The organism is Streptomyces sp. NBC_00443, from assembly GCF_036014175.1.
Lineage (GTDB): Bacteria > Actinomycetota > Actinomycetes > Streptomycetales > Streptomycetaceae > Streptomyces.
Map to the genome: position 1 here is coordinate 9249830 of NZ_CP107917.1, position 24041 is coordinate 9273870.

The following is a 24041-nucleotide window of genomic DNA, read 5'->3' on the forward strand; positions in this document are numbered from 1 at the left end:
CGACTTTCCAGTGGTCGCGGATCAAGCTCGCGAGGCCGGCGGGTGTGGCTTGCCTTCGACGTCTGGGTCAGACTGCCGCTGGGCGTGCGGTTAGTCTGCTGGTCAATAGATTCCGCAGCCTGTGACGGCTCAAATCATTGCCCTCGGCGTCCGCGAGGGATGCGTGCCCCTGATCGGTGCGGCCCTTGTGTCACAGCCTCGCCGACTGCAATGACCTCGCCGTGCCCGGGGCAGCTGTCGCGTTTGAGTAAACAGTTGGCTAGAGCGAAGGCATCCTCGGTCTTGGGGTGGGTCTTGCCTAGCCGGGTGTTCAGGATCAGCGCGCCCCTGCGCGCGAGGTTCGCTGCGGTTGGGTCGTTCAACGCGTGCACGGCTCGGGCCTTGAGTAGCAGGGCATACCCGATGTACAGGTGGTCCGGCGCGTAATTGGCCTCCCGGATCCGTAGCGCCCGAGAGATCAGCGGCACGGCCACGGCGTGGTCGTCCAGGTCGAGGTGGACACTCGCTAGTGCTATCAAGTCGAAGCTCACGTACGGGTCGTCCGGCCCGTACGCCGTCTCGTCGATCCGCAGCGCCCGCTCGGCCAATGGCACCGCCGCCTCATGATCACCGAGAAGGTGTCGGATTCGCGCCAGGGTGGCCAAGTCCGTCGCGACAGCGGGACTATCCGCCGACAGACAGGACTCGTGCAGGCTCAAGGCACGTTCCGCCATAGGACGCGCTTGCTCCAGCGAGCCGCGGTCCCGGTGGATCTGCGCCAGGGTAATCAGGTCGAAGCCGATTTCCGCATCCCTCTGTTCGAGCGATTCGTCGATCACGAAGGCACGTTCACACAGGGGCAGTGCCATCGAGTGGTCCCCGATCGAAAGGAGGAACGCCGACGCCAGCCTCAGCAGCGTCGCCGTCTCCGCAGCGCCCTCGGTCGGCGGCTCGTCCTTGGTCACCACGAGCGCGTGCGGGAGCAGTTCTTGCCATCGCGATCGCGCATCCGGGTCACCGTGGATGTCGTGTGGCACGGCCGCGAGCAGCGCCCGGCACAGTCGCACCCGAGCGTCGGTGCGCACGTCGTCCGGCATCGCGGCGCGGATGGCGGCCTGCATCAGCCGGTGCAGCACCAGGGAGGAGGCTCCGCGCCTCGCGAGCCCCAGGCCGGCCAGAGCACCGACCGTCGTGTCCCACGCCACCGGGTCGGCCGCGGCTGTAATCAGTGTTTGGGTGCTCCCGCTGAACAGGTCCAGCGGGATCGGCTCCGGCGCCAGCAGGGCACACAGTTCCAGCAGCCGCTTCGCTTGCGGCTGCCCGGTCTCCAGCTTTTGCACGCTGAGCTGCCACAGGGTCGCGACCACTACCGTCGGCCGGTCCGCCAGCTCGCCCAGCGCGATCATGTCCTCCAGCCGCGACGTCAGCAGAGCCAGGTACTCCGTAGGCGGAGTTTGGTTGTAGTCCATGTACCCGGCCGCCTGCTCCAGCGCCAGCGGCAGGTCTCCCAGGTGCTCAGCGATCCGGTCGGCCACCACTGTGGTCATGCCGCACACCCGCCGGGCCAGCAGTTCCACCGCCTCCTGCCTGGTGAACACGTCCAGGTCGATGACGCCGGCTCTGCTCGACCAGCCGCGCAACCTGGTCGTGACGATGACGTGACCGTTGCTCCCCAGGTCACCCGACGGCAGCGCGTCCACAAGCGGGCCAGGTCTCTCCCCGTTGTCGAAGATGATCAGCCAGGGCCCGTGGTCCAGTAGTTTGCCGTACACCCGTGGGATGACCTGCTCGGAGCTCACCTCCGCCACTCCCAGCTCCCTGGCCAGCGACGCGAACTGCGACGCCACCAGATCGGGATCCTCGGCGTCCACGAATGCCACGAACCGGTATTTCGACCGGTAGAGGTAGGCGTACTCAACTGCAAGCTGCGTTTTGCCGACACCACCCAGCCCGTGCACGACCTGCATCGCGCCATCGTGACCCGAGGTGAGGTGCTGCCGTAACTCCCGCAATGTGGCGTCGCGGCCCGTGAAGTTGGTGTTGCGCGGCGGCAGCCGATAGGTCGCCGGACGGGCCCGCGAGCCCGAAGCGCGCGCCGTCGGTGCGAGGACCTCCGTGACAGCGGTCTCGAACAGGTCAGTGAGCGTGGCATGGTCACCCCGAACACGCGCGAGTTCTTCCTCGGGGGAGAGGTCGATCTGACCGGCGTGCGCGGCGCGGACGCACGCGGTCACGTAGGCCGCGACCCGCTCCCACGGGGGCGGCTTTGTGAACTTGCCTGCCAGCAGGTCCGACAACGACGACCGAGTGAGGACCTTGTTCTCGTCGTAGGACAGCAGCTGCGCCTGGGTGGGTGACCCCGAGGACGTGCGCAACCGCTGCAACCGGTGGACAAACCAGCTTTGTGGTGAGCTCGGTCCCCTCATATACGCCGCTTCCCCCGTCTCGCTCTCCGGAATCGTCCGGACTTCGGAGTCCAAAAATGTAGCTCATCCAGCGGGGGAGCCCAGTGGATCCGGGCTCCTCCGGGATCGCCGCACCCGAGCGGCGCCGCCCCTCAACGTAGACGGCGGCACAGGTGCCGCAACACCTCCCGACTATCGAAGGAGTACTGCTCACGTCTTGTCGCCCAATCTCGGCCAACGACACCAACGGGGCAACGGCGAACAAGAATGCTGCAAGTCTTCCCACGCGTCTCGGTCGCCGTTCCAAGCAGTGGCGAAACGCGAGCGTCGTCCTGACCAATCCCAGCAAGCCGGTCGCCGGAGAAAGCCGTGCAGCGACGAAATCCGGTGCCTAAGCCCTGGAACCACTTTCTTGGGCCGGCCAACGACATCATCAGTCTGTGGTTCGTCGACTTCGGCTGCCAGTTCCGCGCAACACCCTCCTCATCACCCGTCAGGGAACCGGAATTACCGGGTGGCACCACAGGCGGCGCGCCAATAATTTCAACTCGAGGGGATCAATCATGCAATTGAAGGGAAACCTCATACGACTCGCCGGTGCGGGCGCGGCGATCGCATTCGGCTCGACGCTGCTGGTGGGCGGCGCAACCTCGGCGCAGGCGGCGCCGGTGAACTACCAGGTGATCAACGGCAACAGCAGCAACTCCTGCCTCCAGGTGAACATCTCGGGAGGCAAGGGAAACCTCGTCCTCGGCAACTGTGACCGCAGCGCGAAGCAGGTGTGGCAGATCAGCGGCGGCATCTTCAGGAACCCGGCATCAGGCCACTGCCTCGACGGAAACGGCGCGGATGTCTACACATTCCCGTGCAACGGTGGTGCGTTCCAGAAGTGGACGACCACGTCCGGCAGTCCGAAGTCCATCAGGCACACCCAGAGCGGCAAGTACTTGGACGCAAACGGAACGGTTGGGGCCCAGGTCGTCTTCCAGCCCACCATCGGGACGGCGTCCCGATGGGTGATCGACGCGGTGTGATGAATCGGCTGACCCCGTAAGCGCGGCGGGCCGTCCCCTCTGGCGGCCCGCCGTCCCGGAAGGCACCGGTGCCGTCGTCGGATAACCGCGGCGCCTCTGCCATGCCGGCCACCGCGCAAGGCCGGGAGAGAAGTGACTGAGCCGATCGCCGGATTGATCACGGGCCGCAAACCTGCGCGCGTTCCTGGAGCCGGCGTCCAGCTACGCCGAGGCTCGGGGAGATGCTGCGGGTGCGCACGATCTCCCGCATCGGCATCGGCATCGGCATCGACGTACGCGTCGGGGTCGGGGCGTCCATCACGGTCGCGGCCACCGCCTCCGCCCAAGTCCCCAGACCCGGGGGAGTCCTGGCCATCGAGCCCGGCGATGCCGCGGCGTGGTTGGAGCCGCTGCAGGTTGACGCCTTGCACGGCATCGGACCGAGCCAGGCCGACGTGCTGCGTGACTACGGACTCCACTGTGTCGGCCTGCTCGCTGCCGTCCCGCCCGCAACGGTGCAGCGGTTCCTGGGCGGCCGAGCGAGGCGTACGGCCGCGGACCGGGCCCGCGGCATCGACCCGCGCCCCGTCGTCCCCCGCAACCTGCCCGCCGCCGTCACGTACCGCTTCGCCCGCCACACCCTGGACGGCGCCGGCGCCCGCGCTGCCCTGCTCTATCTGGGGTCGTCCGGCTCGGGCTGCTGCGCCGAGGCGGCCAGGCGGCCCGCGCGCTGACCGCGAGGCTGACGTTCGCCGGCAACAGCAGCTGGGAGAGGACCCGCCACCTTGCCGCGCCGTCCGCTCACGACGACGACCTGCGCACGCTCGCCTACCAGGTGATGGATGCCGCCGCCTGCAGCGCGGCCGCGTGGCCGGCCTGACCCTGAAGGGCGAGGACCTCATCGATGCCGGCCAGATCGCCCAGCAGATCAGCCTCGACGACACCCGCGAAGACGGCCTCGTGGCCGAAGCCGCAGTCGACCGCGGCCACGACAAGTTCGGCCCCCGCGGCATCGGCCCCGCCGCCGTCTTCCGCCGCGCCTCGTGACCCGACCCGACCCCGGCACCGGCACCGGCACCGCAGAGGGGACACCCGTGCTGCTTGACCCGCCCGGATGGCCGGGGCCTGATGTCAACCCGGTGTCAACGAGCCTGCACCTCGACTGACTTCGGCTGAAGCGCTGCCCGATTTCCGGCGTGATCGATCTTGCCTCCCGCCCTGCCGCGCCGAGTGCTGTTGCGGACTCCGGCGGATCGGTCCACGAAAATGCGCCCACCACCGCCTCGACTTGCCCGTCACCGAAGGTCCTTTGACAGGGGCAGCGCGGTCTGGGCGACCGCCGGCATCGACGTGGTGACGCTGGACGACCTGCGGGAAGGCCGGGAGCCGGGGCTTCCCGAGACCGGATTCGGGGAGCCCCGGCATTCGCGCCCGGGGTCGAGCGCGTACGTGTGCGGGGTCGGCCGCGTACGAGTGCGAGGTCAGCCGCCGAAGCGGAAGATCCGCGGCACCAGGTCGCCCTTGGTGGCGATGCCGACGGCCCACAGCGCGGAACTGCCGGGCACGGCGCCGAGCCCGCGGGCGCTGATGCCGGGCGCGGCGAGCTTCTGCCAGCGGTGCTCGGCCTCGTCCCAGCGCAGGCCGACCGAGGCGGAGCCCTTGCCACCGACGGCCCACACGGAACCGTTCGCCGCCTGGCCGACCGCGCGCAACCGGCCGTCGGGGACGTCGGGAGTCGCCGTCTTCTTCCAGGCTTTGCCGTCGTAGTGCAGGGCGTACGGCTGGTCGCCCGTGTTGGTGAAGCTGCCGCCGACCGCCCAGAGGTCCTTCGCGGACGGTGCGACGAGCCCGCTGAGCCAGGTCGCGTGGCTCGACGTTCCGGGCAGCTCCGCCTCGGTCCACGTCGTGCCGTCGAAGTGCAGTGCCAGCGGCTCCTGATCGGACTCGGCGTCGGCGGCGTAGCTCGTGCCGACCGCCCACACGTCGTCCTTCGACAGGGCGACGATGCCGTTCACCTCGCCCTTGCCAGTGGCCGGCAGCCCATGGCGCACCCACCGCGTGCCGTCCCAGGACTGGATGGACGGCACACCGGTCTTCACGCCCATGCCCATGGCGCGGCCCGCGGACCAGACGCTGCCGTCCGGGGCCGAGGCGAGGGCCTCGGGCATGACCCGTCCCGCCGGGTCCTGTGCGGCCCGGACCTCGGTCCAGGCCTTGCCGTCCCAGTGCACGAGCGTGGAGCCGGCGGCCCAGATGTCATCCGCCGCCGTCACGGTGAGGGCCGTCGGGAAGACGCCGTCCGGCATGGTGGATTCCTGCTTCCATGCGGTGCCGTCCCAGCGCAGCGCGACATGCTCCACCTCGTCGTAGGACTTGAGGTTGTAGCCGACCGCCCATGCCTGCGCGTCGTCGAGCGCGGCGACGGCTGTGATGTCGCCCTTCTCGAACGGCACGGAGGTCTGCTGCCAGCCACCGGGTGTGCGCTCGCCGCTGGCGACGGGCGCCGTACCCGGCCCCGAGCCCTCGGAGCCGTTGTACAGCTGTACCCCGGCGAGACCGGCGGCGAGCGCCAGGGCGGCGACGGCCGTCGGCAGCACCGTCCGCCGCAGGCGCCGCGTCCGCGCGGCGCCGGGAGTGGTGTTCTCGTCCATGAAGAAGTCCCTTGCGTCCACTGTGTCTTAGGCGGTCGGCGGCATCAGACGGTGGTCTTGATGACGAAGTCGAAGGTGCCGTTGTAGCTGCCGTCGTCGCGCGCCTCCAGGGCGACCACGCAGGCGCGGTTGAGGAGCTGGTCCCGGGCGTTCAGCAGCGCGAAGTCACGGCCGTACGCCTGTGTGTCGTCCGGGAAGTACAGCTGCGTGATGAACAGGGGACCGCCCGGGGCCTGCGCCTGGACGTGGATGTGCGGCGTGCGCCGGCCCCAACGGCCCCAGTAGTCACGCGGGATGATGGTGTCCAGCCGGTACTCGCCCCGGGCGTTGGTGTACTGGTGGCCGCGCAGCGAGAATCCGGAGGTGTCGTAGTCGCCGTTGTGGTCGGTCTGCCAGAACTCCAGCAGCGTGTCGGCGAGCGGGTTGCACTCGGGGTCGTACACGACACCGCGCAGGGTCAGCAGCAGGCCCGTGATGCCGGGCGTGACCACCTTGGTGCGCTGAGGGGACTCCGGTTTGAACAGCGGGCCCTCCATCTGCGCGGGAGTCTCACTGCCGTTGCAGGAGGGCGTCAGGGCGAGCGGGACACCTGCGGCTTTCGCGTCGGCGGGTCGGACGTCCGCCGACGCCGTAGCGGCGGTCGAGGCCGAGATCCCGGCGGCCGCGATGGCTGCCGAGCCGACGCCTATCGAGGTGTTGCGGATGAAAGTGCGGCGGGACCGGGGCTCGGGGGTGTCCTCTACGGGGTCGGCGGCCGCTGCGGTGACGAAGTGGGACGAGTCCGCCGCCTTGGGTGCGGGTGACGCGTCGGGCCGTTGGCCGGGCACGCTGCCGGCTCGCCGGTCGTGACCGTGTTGGCGCATGGCGCTCCTTGTGGGGGAGGCCCCGGCGCGTTCTTGGGGGAGCGAACGGCACCGGGTGCGAGGGCGAAAGAGGTGAGACAAGGGGAGGCCCCTGCCCGAGCACTGACCCTGCTGCAGGTGCGAACGTGGCACATCCGGCGGATGACGGACGACGCGATAAGTGTTACGAAACCGAGCACGCTTGCTCGCTACGTCGTCCTGGCCGGGATCATCCCTGGCCGCGGCCCCGTTCCCGGCGTTCGCTCCGCTCCTGCAGTGTCCCGGCTGCCGCCTGGTCTGCCAGCCACACGGCGATCCGGGTGCGCGACCGCACCCCGAGCTTGTCGCGGATGTGGTCGAGATGGGCCTCGACGGTGCGAGGGGACAGCCCCAGCCGGACAGCGACCTGAGCATTCGTCAGGCCCTCCGCGACGAGCGTGGCGACCTGGATCTCCCGCTCGGTCAGCGGGCCGGTTTCCGCGCCGCGTCCCGGCCGCCCGCTCAGTGCCCGGGCCGAGCGCAGCGCATAGGCGACCAGCCGGTCCCCGGACAGGCCCTGCCCTGCGGCCTGAGCCGACTGCGCGGCCTCGGCGTCGAGTCCGCTGCGGGCCCGGGCGACCGCGGCGTCGACCCGCCGCTGCCACTCCGGGTCGGGCCGTACGCCGATCCGTCCGCGCACCTCTGCGGCGGCGGCCGCGAGCCGCAGCGCCCTACGCGGCTCACCGCGCTCGGCAGCCACGATGGCCAGGCCCTCGACGGGGTACATGGCGTGAAACGTATCCGGTGGAACAATCCGCAGCCCCTCGACGAAGGCCTCCTCGGCGGCCTCGTCGTCCCCGGCCGTGAGTGCCAGCACCCCGGCGGTGTGCACGGCCGCGCTGTGGTGGTGCGACGCGGCCTCGGTACGGAGCACCGGCAGGCACTGTGCCAGCAGCGCCCGCGCCTCGGTCACGGCCCCCACGTGCTGCAGCGCCCATGCGAGCCGGTGCCGGGACACCGCCGTGGCGAGGTCGTTGCCGAGACGCCGCGTGATGTCGAGGCAAGCCCGCTGCGCGACGACCGCGGCCGCGAAGCCCCGGCGGGCCAGCAAGGCCACGCACAAGGCGTCGAAGGCGTCCGCCAGCGCCGCCGGCCGGTCTTGCCCGTGCGCTGCGGCGACGGCCTCCTCGGCCAGCCGCAGCGTGTCCACCTGGTCCCCCTGTTTGTACGCGATACGGGCGGCCAGCGCGAGCGCGTCGCTCCGGTACGGCGCCGACGGCACCCTGCGCAGCGCGGCGTCCAGCATTCTGCGCGCGGCCGTGAGCTCGTCCAGTTCCCGGTGCACCCGGGCCAGTGCCACCGCCAGTCGCATGTGCCGGTCCCCGCCCTCGTCCTCGGTGCACGCCACCGCGGCCGCGAGATTCTCCCGCTCGGCCACCAGCTCCCGGGTCACGAGGCCGACGGGTGGGCTGTCCACGGTGTCGTCCGTCAGCCCCGCCAGCCAGCACAGCGCGCGCTCGCGCACGAGTGCCAGCTCCCCGGACGAGGCGAGCCGGCCGAGCCCGTACATGCGGATTGCCCTCAACTGCCGGAAACGCGCGCTTCGTTCCTCACCCGGCACCCGTACCAGCAGTGACTTCTCCTCCAGGGAACACAGCAGTCGCAGCACGTCCCTGGCCGGGACACCGTCGCCCGCGCACACCGCCAGCGCCCCGTCCAGGCCGAAGCCGCCCGCGAGGATCGACACCCGCCGAAGGACAGCCTGTTCGGCCGGATCCAGCAGCCGGTGACTCCACGCGATCGCCGCGCGCAGCTCCCGGTGGTGCGCCGGTCCGATCCGGCTGCCGTCGGTCAGCAGCGCGAGCTGGTTGTCCAGCCCGTCGAGGATCTGCCCGAGAGGCAGGCCCGCGACCCGGCGCGCCGCCAGCTCGATGGCGAGCGGCAGCCCGTCCAACCGACGGCAGATCCGCGTGACCTCGTCCACCGTGCACGCGGTGAGGTCGAAACCGGGCGCGGCCGCCCTGGCCCGCTCCACGAACAGCCGCACGGCGTCGGAGCCGATCACGTCGTCCACGCAGATGTGCGAGCGGTCCTGCGCACTGTTCTTGGCGGGCGCAGGCGGCAGCGACAGCTCGCCCACCCGGAAGACGACCTCGCCGGGCACCCGCAGGGCCTCACGGCTCGTGGCGAGGATGCGCAGCCGCGGACAACGGGTCAGCAGCAGCGCCACCAACTCGGCGCAGGGCTCAGCCAGGTGCTCGCAGTTGTCGAGCACGAGCAGCAGCCCCGGCACGCTCAGCGCCCGTACCAGCGCCTCCTCCTCGACGGGACCGTGCTGGTCACCGAAGCCGAGTGCGGTCGCGACGAACTGCTGCAGCAGCGCGGGGCGGCGCAGCGGGTCGAGCGCGACGAGCCGGGTGAGCTCCTGCCGCCCGGTTGACTGCCCACCGGCCAGATGCAGCGCGAGCCGGGATTTGCCCACACCGCCTGGCCCGACCAGGGTCAGCAGCCGTGTTGAGCGCAGCAGCCCGCGCAGCCGCGTCAACTCGGCCGCTCGGCCTATGAACCGGTCGAGCGGCAGGGGCAACGCGCCCCCGGGCGGCGGGCCGAGGCGTTCGTCCGTCGCCGCGCGGGTCCCGCCGGGGACGGTGGCGTGCACGACCGGCGGCTGCCGTGCCTCCAAGGTTGCAGCGGCACGGTTGCGGAAGGCGCGTTGGCGGCAGGCGTTGGAGCAGTACTTGGCGGGCCGGCCGCCCTTCCCGGTGCCCCGTTCCCCGTCCCGGCGCGGGGCGGCCACCGGGCCACCGCACGCCTCGCAGGTCCGCTTCGTCGACGCCACTGCGGGATCCTCGTGTGTAGGGGCCCGGGGCAAGGCCGGTTCCGGGCGCGGTGGGACCGCGTACCGATCAGTACGAGCCTTGAGAACAGCTCACCCTAGTGCCCGTTCTTTCGAGTCAGCCATGTGCTTGTCGGCCGAACGGGAACGGGGCCTGACCATCCTCAGGTTGACAAGCGGTCAGTCCGGGATGATGCGATCGATCAGCGTCTGCAGATAAAGCCCGCGTTGGGCGTCGAGTTCGGCCGGCGTGTTTGTGCGGACGGCGGTGGCGAAGTCGCGGCGCAGGTTGGGCCAGCACTCCTCATGGTTGATGTCGGCGGTGTCGTAGATCAACGGCTCGGTGGCTCCGAAGAGTTCGACGCGGGTCAGGACGCGCGGCACGGCGACGGTGCCCGACAGGGATGCCTGGCTGACGGCACCGTTTTCGTGTTGGCAGGTGAGTTCGATCCTGTGGCGGGGGTCGCCGGTGCTGCGGATGTGGGTGATCGGGCCGATGGCGGCGTCCAGCAGGTCGAGCAGATGCGGTCCCAGGTCGAGCAGTGCGCCGTGTTCGAGGCGCCAGCCCGTTGCGAAGTCGCCGCTGAGGAAGGCGCCATGGAGGTAGCAGGAGCGGGCGCCGGTCACGTTGTGGGTGCGGGCTGTCGCCAGGAAGGCGCGGGTGGTGGGGTGGTAGCGCTTGGTGAGGACCAGCTGGGTGATCACGCCCGTCTCGGCGATGGTGTCGGCGAGACGGCGGGCTGCCGGCAGACCGGGGCCGAGTGGCTTTTCCAGCAGCAGCGCCTTGCCGCGTTTGGCGGCGAGGGTGCGAGGTCGGCCTGGACGGCGGGCGGGACGGCGAAGGCGACGGCCTCGCAGCGGTCGCCTCGACGACCTCGACCTGCTGACGATTCCGGCCACCGGCGTGGACGGCGAGGACGTGTACGTGCCCGCTGCCGGGATCCCGTGGTTTCTGACCCTCTTCGGCCGGGATTCCCTGCTGACGTCGTACTTCCTGCTGCCGTACCGCCCCGGCACCGCGGCCGCCACCCTGAGCGCACTCGCCGCCACCCAGGGCACGCGCCACGACCCCACCAGCGGTGAACAGCCCGGACGCATAGTCCACGAAACCCGGTACGGCGAACTCGCCCACTTCCGCCAGGTCCCCTACGGCCGCTACTACGGCACCGTCGATGCCACCCCGTTGTTCCTGACCCTGCTCCACGCCCACCACGAGACCACCGGTGACCGCACGCCGGCCGCACGGCTGGAGCAGCACGCCCGCAAGGCCGTCGACTGGATGTTCACCGACGGCGGGCTGAACGACCACGGCTACCTCGTCTACACGCCCGACCCCAATGGTCTGCTCAACCAGAACTGGAAGGACTCCGAGGGGCGCGATCTGCTTCGCTGACGGTACCCAGGCCGCAGGCCCGATCGCCGTGTGTGAAGCCCAGGGCTACGCCTACGACGTCTGGTGCGCACCGCCCAGCTGGCGCGGCACATCTGGAACGACGAGTCCTACGCACAGCACCTCGAGGAAACGGCACACCAGTTGCGCCGCCGCTTCCTCACGGACTTCTGGATGCCGCAGGCTGCCGCAGGCCGACGCCCTCGACGGCACCGGCCGTCAGGTGGACGCCCTGGCCTCGGACGCGGGCCATCTGCTGTGGTCCGGGATCCTCGACGAGGAACAGGCCCGGCGCGTGGGGCGGCGCCTGGTGGCACCGGAATTCTTCTCCGGCTGGGCAATCCGCACCCTGGCCGCAGGACAGAAGCCCTACCATCCCCTGTCCTACCACCGCGGCAGCGCCTGGCCGCATGACAACACGGTCATCGCCCTGGGCCTGGCACGCTATGGCCTCGCCGACGAACTCGCGACCCTCACGGAAGGCTTGGTGGCGGCGGCCGCCCACCATGGCCACCGCCTGCCCGAGGTTCTTGCAGGCTACGACCGCTCGGCCACGCTCCAGCCGGTCCCGTACCCCCACTCGTGCTCACCCCAGGCCTGGGCGGCGGCGACACCACTCGCTCTGCGCACGGCGCGCCAGACCGTCCGAGGAACTCATGGCAGGTCGAGTGCGCAGCGGCCGTGAAGGCGGCACCGGAACCCCGGGTGCGGCTCGGACAGGAGGGACGCATCGCATCCCGTCCCGGCTTCCGTCCGGGGGTACCCGGGGGCACCCCCGGGCCTGCTTCTGCCGCTGAACCGGTCAGGTGACCAGCAGGCGGTTGAAGAAGGAACGGTAATGGCGCAGGGCCTGGCGCAGGTCCTCCGTGTTCGCTTGTTCGCCGCGGTTCCACTGTCCTTCCAGCTCTTGTTTGTGGTCGGCGAACGTGGTGGCCAGCTGCTGCATCACGTCAGCGACGAGTGCGTCGGCCGTGTGTACGGCGTCTCGGGGGTCGTCCACGAACTTGCTCTGCACGTCCTGCCAGCGTGTCCGGAAGGCTTCCTCGTCCTCAGGGGTGAGGATCTGGGGAGCCTCGTCCTCGGAGCGGGAGCCCTGGTCACCGGCCTGACGCTCAGCCCCGCGTTCGGCTCCCACACCCACTGCCTCGTCCTGAGTGCGTTCGTCGGCTGCCGCGACCTCGTCTCGGGGCGGCTTGCTCGGCCTGGCCGTGCTTTCGCCAGGGAAGGTCGGCACGGCGGTCGGCGCGGTCGCCTCGTCCTGCTGCCGGGACCCGTCGCGAGGGCGGGCCAGATCGTCGGTGGACAGACCGCTCGCCGCGGCGGTGTCCGGTACGTCCTTGCGTTGCATTTCTCCTCCGCTCCCGGAAGGCCTGGCTTCCCCGGGTCGGGCGGCGGGCTGGTCGCTGTGCCGTTCAGGCCGGCGCAGTGCGGCGGGGTTCGCCGCCGTCGGCGAGCAGCTCGTCGAACAGGGCCCGGTAGTGCACCATGGCACCCCGCAATTGTTCGGTGGTCGCCTCGTGCCGGGTGCTGAGCGCGTCGACATCGTGGGCGGCCCGGTAGTGCTCGAGTGTGCGGCTGTGCTGGACCGAGAGATCCCTGAGCTGTTGCTCGAAGTCCTGGGTCGGGTAGCCGCGCTCATGCATCAAGGAGGTCACCAGGCGGTCGGCGTCGTGTACGGCGTCCTCCGGTCGGTCCACGAACTCGTCCTGCACGCTGGTCCAGTCCCGGGTGTATCGATCCCTGGTGGTGCTGTCCAGTGGCTTGATGTCAAGCGAGTCATGGCGCTTTTCACGGGCCCTGAGCTCACGCTCACCGGCCACGCGGCTGTCGGCACCCTCCACCGTGCGCTCGTACTCCGGGCCGAAGCGCTCGCGCAGCTTGCGGCGGCGCATGATCAGCGTTGCTGCCGCGGCCACCACAACGATGACCACCGCGATGGGAATGATGATCGCCAGAAGTGTTCCTGTTGACATGGGGCAGGCCCCCTCACATGCAGCCTTTGCAACCCTTTTTATGCCGAATTTCCCCATCTTTGTCTTTCAAACGGGAATCGCGGACGAACCGCCGGGCGAGCCAGGCCCATCCACCAAGGCAGACCGGCGGATCATGGATGCGGCTTGGGCAGCCGACCCGAGTCGCCGTCCGTCACACGTGACGCTCAACCGCGTTGAAACAACCCGCGCTCGGCCGCAAGCGGGCGGGCTCCGGTGCGTAGGCCACTCGAGTGGTGACGGGCAGCCGAGCGCGGTAGCTTCAAGAAGGCTCTGCCCGCTGTCGCACAGCTCCTCGACCCGCGGGGTCTGTGGCCGCTCTGCCCCCGTGCCGGGGAGGTCTCCATGAAACGCTCCGCCGTGTTCGTCGCGGGCGCCCACCGAGGACTCGGAGAGCGGTTCGCGAGGGCCCTCTCGGAAGCCGGAGCGGTCAAGGTCCACGCCGGAGCCCGCGACACTGCGACGGTCGCGGTACCGGGAGCTGTCCGGGCCGCCGGATCCACCACCCGCGCCCGCGTTCTCACGGGCGCTCTGGACGCATTCCGGCCAGACCTCGAGACCCCTGTGGTCCGAATGCCGGCGATGAGCAGAGGATCGGACTCGCAACGGCGCGTCCACTGCGGGTCCGTGCAGGCCGCCGAGCCGGCATGGCCGGGCGCAACTTGGAGCGGCTGGAGCGGGCGGCGTCCGAAGTCCGGACTGCGAGGACCGTGACCGTCGATGCCGCTGACACCGCCCGCCTCCCGAGTCCGGGACGCGGCAACGCTGTTGCGCAGCGGGCGGCACCGGCGGTCGCCGCCCTGGCGTCGACAGAACCGTCATCGGGTCGGTCCGGACGACGACGCCGCCGCTCTGGCCGTACCCACATGTGCCATGAGGCGCTGCCGACGGCAGCCACGTACGACGTAGGTGGCGGCGGTCAGCAGTTGCCGTCCCCTGATGCCACGGCGGCCTCCCGAGACGCAGCCGTAAGCAGACCCTCCGAGAGAGGCTCCACCATGGATATGAAACTCGAAGTCCTAGTGATACCGGTGGCCGACACAGACCGGTCGAAGGGCTTCTACGAAGGACTGGGGTGGCGGCTGGACGCCGACTTCACCGCCGATGACGGCCTTCGCGTCGTGCAGCTGACGCCACCCGGTTCCGCATGCTCGGTGATCTTCGGTGATGGAGTCGGCGCGGCCGCCCCGGGATCCGCCGAGGGCCTCCACCTCGTCGTCTCGGACATCGAGGCGGCGCGCGCGGAGTTGGCCCGCAGCGGGGCGGACGTCAGTGAGGTCTTCCACGACTCCGGTGGAGTGTTCCATCACGCGGGGACGAAGGGCCGTGTTTCCGGCCCGGATCCCGAGCGACGCAGTTACGCCTCCCTCGTCTCGTTCAGCGACCCGGACGGCAACGGCTGGACCGTGCAAGAGATCACCGAACGGCTTCCGGGCCGCTGAGGCCGACTCGTCAAAGACGACGGCGACGCCAAGACGGTCGGCCTTGCAGGGAGGGCCGCAGGCGAAGGGATGTGTCCCCATCGGCATGCTGCGGCACCTCGCTCTCCCGGATTCGCGAGCAGGCCCCAACCATGGAGGGAACAGGCATGGACAGCACTTCCCGCGTCTACGACATGGTGGTTCTCGGTGCAGGTCCCACGGGAGAGAACCTCGCCGACCGCACCCGTGCCGCCGGGCTCACCACGGTGATCGTGGAGAACGAGTTGCTCGGTGGAGAATGCTCGTTCTGGGCATGTGAACCGAGCAAGGCCCTGCTGCGCCCCGTGGTTGCGCGCGCCGACGCCCGCCGGGTCCCGGGGCTCAGGCGAGCGGTCGAGGGCCCGCTGGACGTGCCCGCGGTCTTCGCCCACCGCGACAAGATGGCCGCCCACTGGCAGGACGACGACCAGGTCGACTGGCTCAACGCGGTGTCAGTGGACCTGGTGCGCGGCCACGGCCGACTCAACGGCCCGCGGCAGGTCGTCGTGGACACCGCGGACGGCGAGACCGTACGTCTGACCGCCCGGCATGCCGTCGGCGTGTGCACCGGGACGGTCACCGCTTTCCCCCCTCTGCCGGGGCTGGAGCAGGTTCGACCCTGGACGAACCGTGACGCGACTGCCGCCCGGCACGTACCGGACCGGCTGGCCGTGGTGGGAGGGGGAGTGGTGGCCGTCGAGATGGCCACGGTGTGGCAGGCACTCGGCTCCCAAGTGACCATGCTGGTCCGCGGGGACCAGGGACTGCTCAACCGGATGGAGCCGTTCGCCGGCGAGCTGGTGGCCGACGCCCTACGCACTGCCGGAGCCGACCTGCGCTTCGGCACGACGGTGACCGGGGTCTCACGGGAGGACGGTGCAGGAAGTCCCGTGCGTATCACCCTGAATGACGAGGACACGCTGGTCGCCGACGAGATCCTGATCGCAACCGGTCGCGCGCCGCACACCGCGGACATCGGCCTGGAGACCGTCGGCCTGACCTCCGGCGAGTGGTTGACCGTGGACGACTCGTACCGGGTGACGGACATCGCCGACGGGTGGCTCTACGCCGTCGGTGACGTCAATCACCGTGCCCTGATGACGCATCAGGGCAAGTACCAGGCGCGGATCGCGGGCGGCGTCATCGGAGCGCGCGCCAACGGTGAGCTGCTCGACGACAGCAGGTGGGGCAGACACGCTTCCACGGCCGACAGCGCCGCTGTGCCGCAAGTGGTCTTCTCCGAACCCGAGGTCACCAGTGTGGGGCTGACAACGATGGAAGCGGAGCGTACCGGGCGCCGGGTCGACGTCGTGGACTACGACATCGGCCGGGTCGCGGGCGCGGCCCAGTACGCCGACGGCTACCGAGGCAGGGCACGTGTGCTGATCGACGTCGATCGCGGCACGGTCGCCGGTGCAACCTTCGTCGGTCCCGGGACCCAGGAACTCCTGTACTCGGCGACCGTTGTGATCACCAGTGAGACGCCGATGGAACGGCTGTGGCATGCCGTCCCCGCCTTCCCGACGATCAGTGAGGTCTGGCTGCGCATCCTCGAGACCTACCGGGATCGCACCGGCAGGTGACCTGATTCCTTCCACACGACCATGGGCCGTGGCGACGCCGGGAGACGTCCGGCTTGCCGGGAAACGGCCCATCGGTCGCGCCGGTCAGCCGGTAGTGAGCACCATCCGGAATCGCGCGGCGCCCGACAGCATCTTTTGATACGCCGCCTCAGCCTCTGTCAGCGGCAGGGGCTCCACCGTCGGGCGAATTCCGTGGAGGGCACTGAACGCCATGGTGTCCTGTACGTCCTGCGCGGTGCCCGACGGGTGGCCACGTACGGTTCTGCCGCGCAGAATCAGCTGGAGTGGGCTGATTCCCAGCGGGTCGGGGCTCACGCCGATGACGACGAGTTCGCCGCGGTGCGTCAGGCCGTCGACCGTCGCCGCGATGGCGTCGGAGCTTCCAGCCGTGGCCAGTACGGCCTTGGCGCCGCCCAGAGACAGGAGAGATTCCGCGACCGGTGTCGCCCCCGTGCTGTCGATGTAGTGGTGCGCTCCCAATTGCTTGGCGAACTCGGCCTTCTCCGCGCCTCGGGCGATGGCCACCGTCTCGAATCCCATGGCCACCGCGTACTGCACCCCCAGGTGGCCGAGACCACCGATGCCCAGCACGGCCACGAGATCACCAGGCCGGGCGGAGCTGCGCCGCAGACCGTTGTACGTCGTGACGCCCGCGCAGGCCATGGGTCCCGCGTCGGTCGCCCTCAGGGCTTCGGGGATCCGGGCCAGGGCGTCGATCGGCGCGATCATGGCTTCGGCGAAGCCTCCGTCATAGGCGTAGCCGGGAATCTTGAGGTTGTCGCAGACGATGAAGTCGCCCTGGCGGCAGGGAGTGCAGTGACCGCAGCTCCCTCCGAACCAACCCACTGTGACCCGGTCCCCCACGTTCCAGTCGTCGGCCTCGGCTCCTTCACCGAGTTCCTCGATGCGCCCGGCGACCTCGTGGCCCGGAACCAGCGGGAATCGGACGCCGGGCATACCGGCGCTCACGAAGACGTCGTCGCTGTGGCAGATTCCGCAGGCCTCGACGGCAATCCGTACGTGACGGGGGCCCGGACGCGGCACCTCACGCTCGACGATCCGGAAGGACCCGTTCGCGGTGTCGACCTGCGCGGCTCGATAGGTGTTCATACGTATCTCCGGGACCAGGAGCGGCGGCCCTGGAGCCCGTGGACGACTGCGGGTCAACCGCACGCTACGAGGGCTTGAGGAGCCGACTGCGCCGGACCACACGGCTACGGCCGTCCGGTCGGGCGGTGAGGGTTCGGGTAGGCAGGCGTCGCCCGGCGGTTACCTCCTCCCGCTGTCGGACGCGAGAGCAGTTCCATCCCACCACCGCCCGGTGGGCTCGGCAACATGTGCTGCCGGGAGTCCGGTGCGCGTGGCAGAGGCCGCTGAGGACCAGGGGCGCCTGATCAGCACGCGTCAAGATCACGAAGGCTCACAGATGAACAGGTGCCTCGCCGCCGAGGAGCTTGATCAGCTGGGCCAGGGTGTCGAGTTCGCGGCCGACCTCAGCGATGTGCGGGTTGCCGTAGCTGTCGAACAGCAAGCTGGGCTGATCAACGGCGACGGCGGCGCGCTCGCGCCTCTGGGATGGCGGGCGGGCGGCTCGGGAGCCGGAGGAGGGTTCGGTGAAAATCGCGCACAGAGCGAACCGAAATGGGAGCCCCGGCCGGATGCAGGCCAGGGTGATCGCCGAAATGCGCCGGCGGATCATCGAGGGAGACATCGAGCCCGGGGCTCCGCTCTCGGAGCTCTGACCGGCGTCGAGAAGCTGCGGCCGGCGCTTCGCGAGCGAACCAGGATGGTGACGGCCGATCAGGGCGGCTTCGGTGTCGGTCCGTTCCGCGAGTTCGTGCACATTGCTGCGGATGCGGGCTGTCTCACCGCATCTCCTGGTCATACGGTGCCACGGTGATCCTGTCGATCAGCGGCGCGTAGCGGGAGCGGAGCAGCACGCCGGGGAAGGTGTCCGAGGCGTAGGTGGTGCCGTCGAAGTTGGGCAGTTCCTCGGAGCGGAAGGCGATCGTGTTCTGTCCCTTCTTGAGGTTGACGTGGACGGTCAGCTCCCAGAAGTTGTTCTGGTGGAAGCTGTGCGGGAAGCCGACGCGTCGTGTCTCGCCGCCGTTGATGGTGAGGTCGGCGTGGCGGGCGAGCGGGTCCGGGTTGTAGTGGGTGGCTTCGGACTGCTCGGGGTTGGAGTAGCGGATGCGTAGCGCGTGGAGGCCGGCCCGGTCGGCGGCGACGGTGAACGTCGCGGTGTTGCCGTTGCCGGGGGCGCCGCCGATGCCGGTGATCGCCGTGCCGTCGGTGGCCAGGGAGAGCGGCGTCAGGGTGGCCGAGCCGGCGAGCTCGGCGGCACCGGCCTCGTAGGTGCGAGCCGGGAGCGTGCCCTCGCCGGGTGTGACCGTCATGCGGTCCAGGAGGGTGGGGGACGATCCGCCGGTCACGGTCACCTTGTTGACGCCGCCGGACAGGGAGACCACCGCGCTGCTCCGGCCCTTGGCCAGACGCAGGACGTCATACCCGTTGACGGAGAGCCGGGCGCTCGTGCCGCCGAGGGTGTGGACGCTGAGGGTGGCCTCGCGGTCGGTGGGGGAGTAGACCCAGAACGTCGCGGTCTGTCCCTTCTTGAGCTGGGCGGCTCCCGACCCCGTGGCCGTACGCTTCGGCAGGTCGTACACGGGCTTTGCCCCTCCGGCTAGCCAGGCCAGTTCGCCCTCGTACACCTGCGTGCCGGCTGAAGCCGCCGGCAAAGACAAGGTGAGGCGGTCGACGATGGCGTCGCCCTGGGTGGCGCGCTTGCCGTCGAGGCTCTTCGCGGCGAGCGTGAGGGTGTGCTTGCCCCTGGTGAGCTTCACCTGGGTGTCGGTGTGGTCCCACACCACCCACTTGTAGCCGAGCGGCAGGTGCAGTTCCTGCTCGCTGTCCGCCTTGCCGTCCACGCGCAGGAAGACGTTGGTGGGTCCCTGCTCCTTCACCTGGTCGAAGGTGTTGAGGGAGTTGGCGAAGACGCTCAGGTCGTAGGTGCCGTCCTGCGGTACGTCCACGGTGAAGTCGAGCGCGACGTCCGAGCCGGCGCGCAGGCCCCCACGTTGTAACCGCCGGAGGTGTAGAACTTCGATACGTCGCTCGGCGAACCCTCCGGGCCGTTCTTCGAATACCCGGACCCACTGTGGGCGGCGTCCTCCGCCTCGTACGAACTCTGCCAGCGCACGGGCGGGGACTGCGTGCCCTTCGCCTTGCCTGCCGGGCTGAGGACGATCTCGTAGGCCGAGGACTCGTTCAGTTCGGGCAGCGCGCCCTCGCCGAAGTCGACGACCACCGTGCCGTCGCCACCGACCTTCAGGTTCTGCTCGGCGAGCAGCTTCGGGCCGGAGCTGTCACCGACTTGCCCGCTCCACTCGATCTCCTTCACCCACGCATGCACCCGCTCCCCGAAGACTTTCCTGGGGACCTCGGCGAAGGTGATGTGCCCCTTGCCGGCGGAACCGCCGAAGATCAGCCGCGCCTGCTTCTTCTTCTCGTCGAGCGTGGCGACGCCTTGCATGGTGTAGTTCGCACCGGGGAACGGCGGATTCACCCTCACCGTGTGGCCGCTCATCGAGGCGTACGAGTTCAGCAGCCACCACTGGCCGTTGCCTCGGTTGGACTGCACCGCCGAGTCGGAGAGGTTGCCGTCGATGTTCCAGTACGCGATGTCGGCGTCGACCTTGGACTCCTCGATCGCGGACACCCACTGGATCATCTGGCCGGGGACGGACGTGTGGTAGTTGAAGGCGTACTCGTTGATGTTGACGGGGAGTTGGGTTCCCTCGCGGTCGGTGCCCTTGAACAGGTCCCACTCCCACGCCCGGTACTTGGCGACGCTCTGCCGCACCGCCTCCGGATGGCTCAGCTCGTGCCAGGTGATGACCTCCGGGAGGGTGCCGGCGGCCAAGGCGTGCGTGAGGAAGCCCTGCACCTGGTCATAGAGGACGCTGGTGTTGGGGCCGGCGATGCGAGCGTCGGGCATCTTGCTCTTGATGAGCTTGCAGGCGTCGTCCCAGGCGGTGAAGAAGTCAGCGGGGTCGTCGAGCCAGCTGGTCTTGTTGTGGCTCCACTCGCCGGTGCCGAACATGTTGCCTTCGGGCTCGTTGAACGGCACGAGGACGATGTTGTCCTGGTACTGCTTCGGCAGCCTCAGGACCTGGTCGACCTGCGTTGCGATCTTCTCCTTGTAGAGCTTGACCTTTTCCTCGGGGGTGTCGCCCGGCCACTGGTAGGGGAAGCCGCGGTGGATGTCGGGCATGTAGATGTACACGTCGCCGTCGGTGGAGTCGGCCAGCGGCTTCACCACCTCCAGCGCGTCCGCACCGGGGTGCTGCGGACCGTCCTGCGCCTTGGTGGAGACCGTGCGCAGCCCCATGCCCTCGATGAGGTTGTTCGTGGGGACGTCCGGCCCGTACACGCCGTAGAGCGTGCCGGAGGCGCCGCCGTGGAACGCGCCGGTGTCCGAGCCCAGGTCGACGGTGAGCTGCCCCTCCCGGACCACGGTGACGGTGGCCTTGACCGCGAGTCCGGCCGCGGCACCGGCAACCGTGAACGTCCCCGGCTTCGCGTACTTCTCGGGCGGTACGGCGTCCCAGGTGACGGGCGTGTCGCGGTCGTAGCCGTCGGAGAAGGAGGAGCGGACGGCGACGGGCAGGGACGGGGCGGTTCCGGTGGTGGTACAGACATCGAAGGACATTTGTGGGAGCTCCTGGATGGTCGGCACGGCATCGACCGTACCGGCCACCTGCCCGGGCCTGAGCGTCGCGTGCCACACGGTGAAGGCGTCTATCGCGCCCTTGAACAGCGGGTCCGGGTAGCACGGTGAGATCGCCCGGCGGGCCGGTGTGTCGCGGAGCACCGTGTCCTACGCGCTGAGCGGCAAGCGGCCCGTGTCGGACGGGACACGCCGGAGGATCCAGGAGGTCATCGACGAGCTGGGCCACCGGACCGACGCGAGTGCTCGTGCCCTGGCCAACGGCCGAACCAGCACGATCGGCCTGGTCCTCCCGCCCGTAGGCAACCACTACACCGGGATGCAGCTCGACTTCATCGGCAGTGTCGTGGAGGCTGCCGCGGCGCATGACTACGACGTGCTGCCGTCTCCGAGCGCTGTGGACCGAGACCGCTCGTTCCAGCGGCTGCTGGGGGAGCGGCGGGTCGACGGTGCGATCCTGATGGTGATCCGGCTGGAGGACGACCGGGCCGATCACCTGACCGCGCTCGACTTCCCTTCGTCGCCATCGGCCGCACCGCACACCCCGAGGACGGCTGGTGGGTCGGCCTGGACCACACCGAACTCGCCGCCGCGTGCGTCCACTTTCTCGCGGACTTGGGCCACCGTAGGGTCGCCTTCTTCAACCGTCCCGAGCAGTTGTTTCGGGCCGGGTGCGAGTCCGTCCACCGCGGACTGGACGACTTCACCAACGCCGCGGCCGAGCGTGGGCCGACGGTGCGGACGTGCTGCTGCGGGGACGATGTCGCTTCGGGCCAGGCCTGCCTGGAACGGATCCTGCACGACGACCCGACGATCACGGCGCTCATCACGCTCAACGAGGCCGCCCTGGGAGGCCTTTGCCGAGGGCTGGCCCAAGCGGGCCGCCAAGTGCCGCGTGACTTCTCGGTCACCGGAGTGGTGGCAGCTCGCTCGGCGGAGACGATGACCCCGCAGCTCACCTCAGCGGACGTACCGGCGGAGGAGATGGGCTGGTCCTCTTGGACGGCGTCCAGCCCCGGTTACTGACCTTCAAAGCGTGGTGTCCTGAGGGCCGACGGGGCTTGATCCCGGCGGTCTGCTCCAGCCCAAGCCATAAGAACTCCGTCGCTCCGCCTGTGGTCGGTGCGCTATAAACAGGCCGGTGACCTTGACTGTTGAGCGAACAGACGCACGCACATGGCCTGACGAGCAGATGCAGGAGCTCTTCAGCGAGGGCTTCCCGGAGTTCATCACAGCCGATCGGCTGGCCAAGCAGTACATCGGCAGGATCAGGGAGTGGTTCGCCGACCTTCATCTCACGCTGGTGGACGACCACGGCATGCCTGTCGCGGCCGGCTGGGGTATACCGATCCGGTGGGATGGTCGAACGGAGACACTCCCCACTGGCTACACCCAGGCCACGATCCGCGCCGTGGAGGGCCGAGAACAAGGCGTCGAACCCGACACCCTGGTGATCTGCGGAGCAATCGTCACCCCGTCACTCAAAGGACACGGCCTGGCCGGGGAGACACTCAAAGCACTGCGCCAGCTCGCCCAGGATGCAGGATGGCCGCGCGTCATTGCACCGGTCCGCCCGACCTTGAAAGCCCGCTACCCACTGACGTCCATCGAGGCCTTCATGGGGTGGACCCGTGAGGACGGTATGGCCCTGGATCCATGGATCCGGACGCATCAGCGTCTGGGCGCCCGCATTCTCGCAGCGGCTCCCGAGTCGCAAACCATGACTGGCACGGTCGCCGAATGGGCGGGGTGGACCGGCATGGTGTTCCCCGAAACGGGTGACTACGTCATCCCTGAAGGGCTGAGCTTGCTACGGCTCGACCACTCCGCTGATCAGGGCACCTACGTAGAGCCCAATATCTGGATGCAGCACATCTGAGTACCGAAAGGGCTCTCCGACTACCGCGTTGAGTGCGTGATGTCGTCATGGTGGCTGGCATCGGAGTCCGGTGCCGGTGAGGCAGCCGTCGAGGACATCGTGGCGGTACTGGAGCTGGCGTAGGCCGCGTCGGACGGCAGTGATCAAGTCATCGGGGTCGGCGAAGGCGCGATTGGCCACGGTGGTGCGTCGTAGGACGGACCAGATGCCCTCGACTGGGTTGAGGTCGGGTGCGTAGGGCGGCAGTTGGAAGACCGTGAGCCAGTCGCGGTCGGCGATGTAGCGGCGCATGCCGGCGGTGAGGTGGGTGTTGAGGTTGTCCCAGACCAGTACAACTGGGCCGCCAAGCTGTTGGTGGGCGGTCTGGATCAGGTCGCGGTAGTCCTTCCAGGAGAAGCTTTTGCGCCCGTCGGGCCGGGCATCCGGGCAGGGCCGGTAGATCAGCCGTGAGGATTCGCCGGTCTTGTAGCAGGCCAGAGCGGCCACCGATAAGCGGCGGCGGGAGCGGCCCCGCACGCGGACCACGGGCGTATGGCCGCGGCGGGACCACGTGCGGGTGGTAGGCGGCGTCATCGAGAATCCGGCTTCGTCCTCGAAGACGAGCCAGGCGTCGAGCGCCGCCACGGTCCTTCCATCTGGGGCCAGGTCTCTTTCATCCAGCCGGCCACCACGTTCTCGTCCCGCTCGATCGCCCGCCGGGCGGGGACCTGGCAGCTCCAGCCGTGCCGCTTGAGCAGGGCGGCCACCCCTTGCACGGTGTAGCACTTGTGGAAGCGGCGCCCGATCAGCGTCTTGATCCGCGACAGAGTCCACGTCTGGTCCGGCCACCCACGTGCCACCGGCCCCTTGGCCAGCTCACGCTCCAGCACGGCAAATAGTGCGTCACTGAGCAGCGGCAGCGACGCCGGGCCCTTCGAGCCCAGGGCTCTCGGCCCGTCCTGCGACCAAGCCTTGCGCCAACGCTGTACCGACCGGACGCTGACCCGCAGGTCGTGAGCGATGACCGTGTTCTTCTCCCCCTGCCTGAACCGCTCGGCCGCCTGCAACCGCAACTTCTCGCGGAAGGCGCGCCGTTCGTCGGTCAGCCCGCCCCCTTGCCCATACCTCATGCGGTCGGCATGCCGCAGGGATCACGAGACGTCATCCCCTACGACACCACGCTTTGAAGGTCAGTAGTTCCTGGGTGCCTTTGCGTCGTATGAGATCACCCTTGCGAGGCAATGCAATGCAATGCAATGCAACGCCGTGGGGATGTCTCGTCGCGTCGCTGAGCGCGAGTACGCTCACGGAGGCGACCCGGTCCG

The 24041-nt window shown here is 69.4% G+C and carries 16 protein-coding genes and 3 pseudogenes; 8 read left to right on the forward strand and 11 right to left on the reverse strand.

What is annotated here, in order from left to right; translation table 11 throughout:
* Nucleotides 1-134: 134 nt before the first annotated feature.
* Entirely contained in the window at nucleotides 135-2405 is a 2271-nt protein-coding gene (fxsT, locus tag OHO27_RS42125; RefSeq protein WP_328430163.1) for an FxSxx-COOH system tetratricopeptide repeat protein, read from the reverse strand.
* Between the two features lie 542 nt (nucleotides 2406-2947).
* Between fxsT and OHO27_RS42130 the strand changes: the two genes are divergently transcribed.
* The 3 genes from OHO27_RS42130 to OHO27_RS42140 all read left to right on the forward strand — a co-directional run bounded on the left by OHO27_RS42130 (nucleotide 2948) and on the right by OHO27_RS42140 (nucleotide 4444).
* Nucleotides 2948-3418 carry an RICIN domain-containing protein gene (locus OHO27_RS42130; protein WP_328430164.1) on the forward strand — a complete coding sequence of 157 codons (471 nt, stop codon included), beginning with the start codon at nucleotides 2948-2950 and terminating at the stop codon, nucleotides 3416-3418.
* A 221-nt stretch (nucleotides 3419-3639) separates the two neighbouring features.
* Nucleotides 3640-4131, forward strand: coding sequence for a hypothetical protein (locus tag OHO27_RS42135; RefSeq protein WP_328430165.1), 492 nt, complete (start codon nucleotides 3640-3642; stop codon nucleotides 4129-4131).
* Between the two features lie 133 nt (nucleotides 4132-4264).
* Nucleotides 4265-4444 carry a hypothetical protein gene (locus OHO27_RS42140; protein WP_328430166.1) on the forward strand — a complete coding sequence of 60 codons (180 nt, stop codon included), beginning with the start codon at nucleotides 4265-4267 and terminating at the stop codon, nucleotides 4442-4444.
* Between the two features lie 434 nt (nucleotides 4445-4878).
* On the opposite strand, the gene OHO27_RS42145 is transcribed toward OHO27_RS42140, so the two are convergent.
* The 4 genes from OHO27_RS42145 to OHO27_RS42160 all read right to left on the reverse strand — a co-directional run bounded on the left by OHO27_RS42145 (nucleotide 4879) and on the right by OHO27_RS42160 (nucleotide 10605).
* Nucleotides 4879-6048: a hypothetical protein gene (locus OHO27_RS42145; RefSeq protein WP_328430167.1), complete on the reverse strand. Its 1170-nt coding sequence runs from the start codon at nucleotides 6046-6048 to the stop codon at nucleotides 4879-4881.
* A gap of 44 nt (nucleotides 6049-6092) precedes the next feature.
* A complete protein-coding gene (locus tag OHO27_RS42150; RefSeq protein ID WP_328430168.1) occupies nucleotides 6093-6911 on the reverse strand; it encodes a dioxygenase family protein in 819 nt (272 codons plus the stop codon).
* Between the two features lie 208 nt (nucleotides 6912-7119).
* Nucleotides 7120-9708, reverse strand: a complete 2589-nt coding sequence (locus OHO27_RS42155; protein ID WP_328430169.1) for an ATP-binding protein — start codon at nucleotides 9706-9708, stop codon at nucleotides 7120-7122.
* 177 nt (nucleotides 9709-9885) lie between these two features.
* Entirely contained in the window at nucleotides 9886-10605 is a 720-nt protein-coding gene (locus OHO27_RS42160) for a Gfo/Idh/MocA family protein (protein ID WP_443059745.1), read from the reverse strand.
* On the opposite strand from OHO27_RS42160, the pseudogene OHO27_RS42165 reads away from it, so the two are divergent.
* A pseudogene (locus OHO27_RS42165) lies at nucleotides 10571-11780 on the forward strand (amylo-alpha-1,6-glucosidase); the annotation flags it as partial. The gene OHO27_RS42160 and the pseudogene OHO27_RS42165 overlap by 35 nt on opposite strands.
* A 117-nt stretch (nucleotides 11781-11897) precedes the next feature.
* Here OHO27_RS42165 and OHO27_RS42170 read toward each other — a convergent pair.
* Together OHO27_RS42170 and OHO27_RS42175 are read right to left on the reverse strand one after the other, a co-directional pair.
* Complete coding sequence (locus OHO27_RS42170; RefSeq protein ID WP_328430170.1) at nucleotides 11898-12443, reverse strand: hypothetical protein; 546 nt, start codon at nucleotides 12441-12443, stop codon at nucleotides 11898-11900.
* 64 nt (nucleotides 12444-12507) lie between these two features.
* Entirely contained in the window at nucleotides 12508-13068 is a 561-nt protein-coding gene (locus OHO27_RS42175; protein ID WP_328430171.1) for a hypothetical protein, read from the reverse strand.
* 1016 nt (nucleotides 13069-14084) lie between these two features.
* On the opposite strand from OHO27_RS42175, the gene OHO27_RS42180 reads away from it, so the two are divergent.
* Both OHO27_RS42180 and OHO27_RS42185 read left to right on the forward strand, forming a co-directional pair.
* Nucleotides 14085-14528, forward strand: a complete 444-nt coding sequence (locus OHO27_RS42180; RefSeq protein WP_328430172.1) for a VOC family protein — start codon at nucleotides 14085-14087, stop codon at nucleotides 14526-14528.
* A 146-nt stretch (nucleotides 14529-14674) separates the two neighbouring features.
* Nucleotides 14675-16129, forward strand: a complete 1455-nt coding sequence (locus OHO27_RS42185; RefSeq protein WP_328430173.1) for a dihydrolipoyl dehydrogenase family protein — start codon at nucleotides 14675-14677, stop codon at nucleotides 16127-16129.
* A gap of 84 nt (nucleotides 16130-16213) precedes the next feature.
* Here OHO27_RS42185 and OHO27_RS42190 read toward each other — a convergent pair whose 3' ends face one another.
* From OHO27_RS42190 to OHO27_RS42200, 3 genes and pseudogenes are all read right to left on the reverse strand, one after another.
* Complete coding sequence (locus OHO27_RS42190) at nucleotides 16214-17239, reverse strand: alcohol dehydrogenase (RefSeq protein ID WP_328430174.1); 1026 nt, start codon at nucleotides 17237-17239, stop codon at nucleotides 16214-16216.
* Nucleotides 17240-17549: 310 nt separating this feature from the next.
* Complete coding sequence (locus OHO27_RS42195) at nucleotides 17550-17972, reverse strand: hypothetical protein (protein WP_328430175.1); 423 nt, start codon at nucleotides 17970-17972, stop codon at nucleotides 17550-17552.
* A 22-nt stretch (nucleotides 17973-17994) separates the two neighbouring features.
* A pseudogene (locus tag OHO27_RS42200) lies at nucleotides 17995-20960 on the reverse strand (Ig-like domain-containing protein); the annotation flags it as partial.
* Between the two features lie 10 nt (nucleotides 20961-20970).
* Here OHO27_RS42200 and OHO27_RS42205 point away from each other — a divergent pair.
* A pseudogene (locus tag OHO27_RS42205) lies at nucleotides 20971-21848 on the forward strand (LacI family DNA-binding transcriptional regulator); the annotation flags it as partial.
* A 151-nt stretch (nucleotides 21849-21999) separates the two neighbouring features.
* On the forward strand, nucleotides 22000-22737 hold the full coding sequence (locus OHO27_RS42210; RefSeq protein ID WP_328430176.1) for a hypothetical protein: 738 nt from the start codon (nucleotides 22000-22002) through the stop codon (nucleotides 22735-22737).
* 45 nt (nucleotides 22738-22782) lie between these two features.
* On the opposite strand, the gene OHO27_RS43325 is transcribed toward OHO27_RS42210, so the two are convergent.
* A protein-coding gene (locus OHO27_RS43325) for an IS630 family transposase (protein ID WP_443059675.1) occupies nucleotides 22783-23846 on the reverse strand; the annotation gives its coding sequence in 2 pieces (ribosomal slippage) (nucleotides 22783-23400 and nucleotides 23403-23846; 1062 coding nt in all).
* Between the last annotated feature and the right edge of the window lie 195 nt (nucleotides 23847-24041).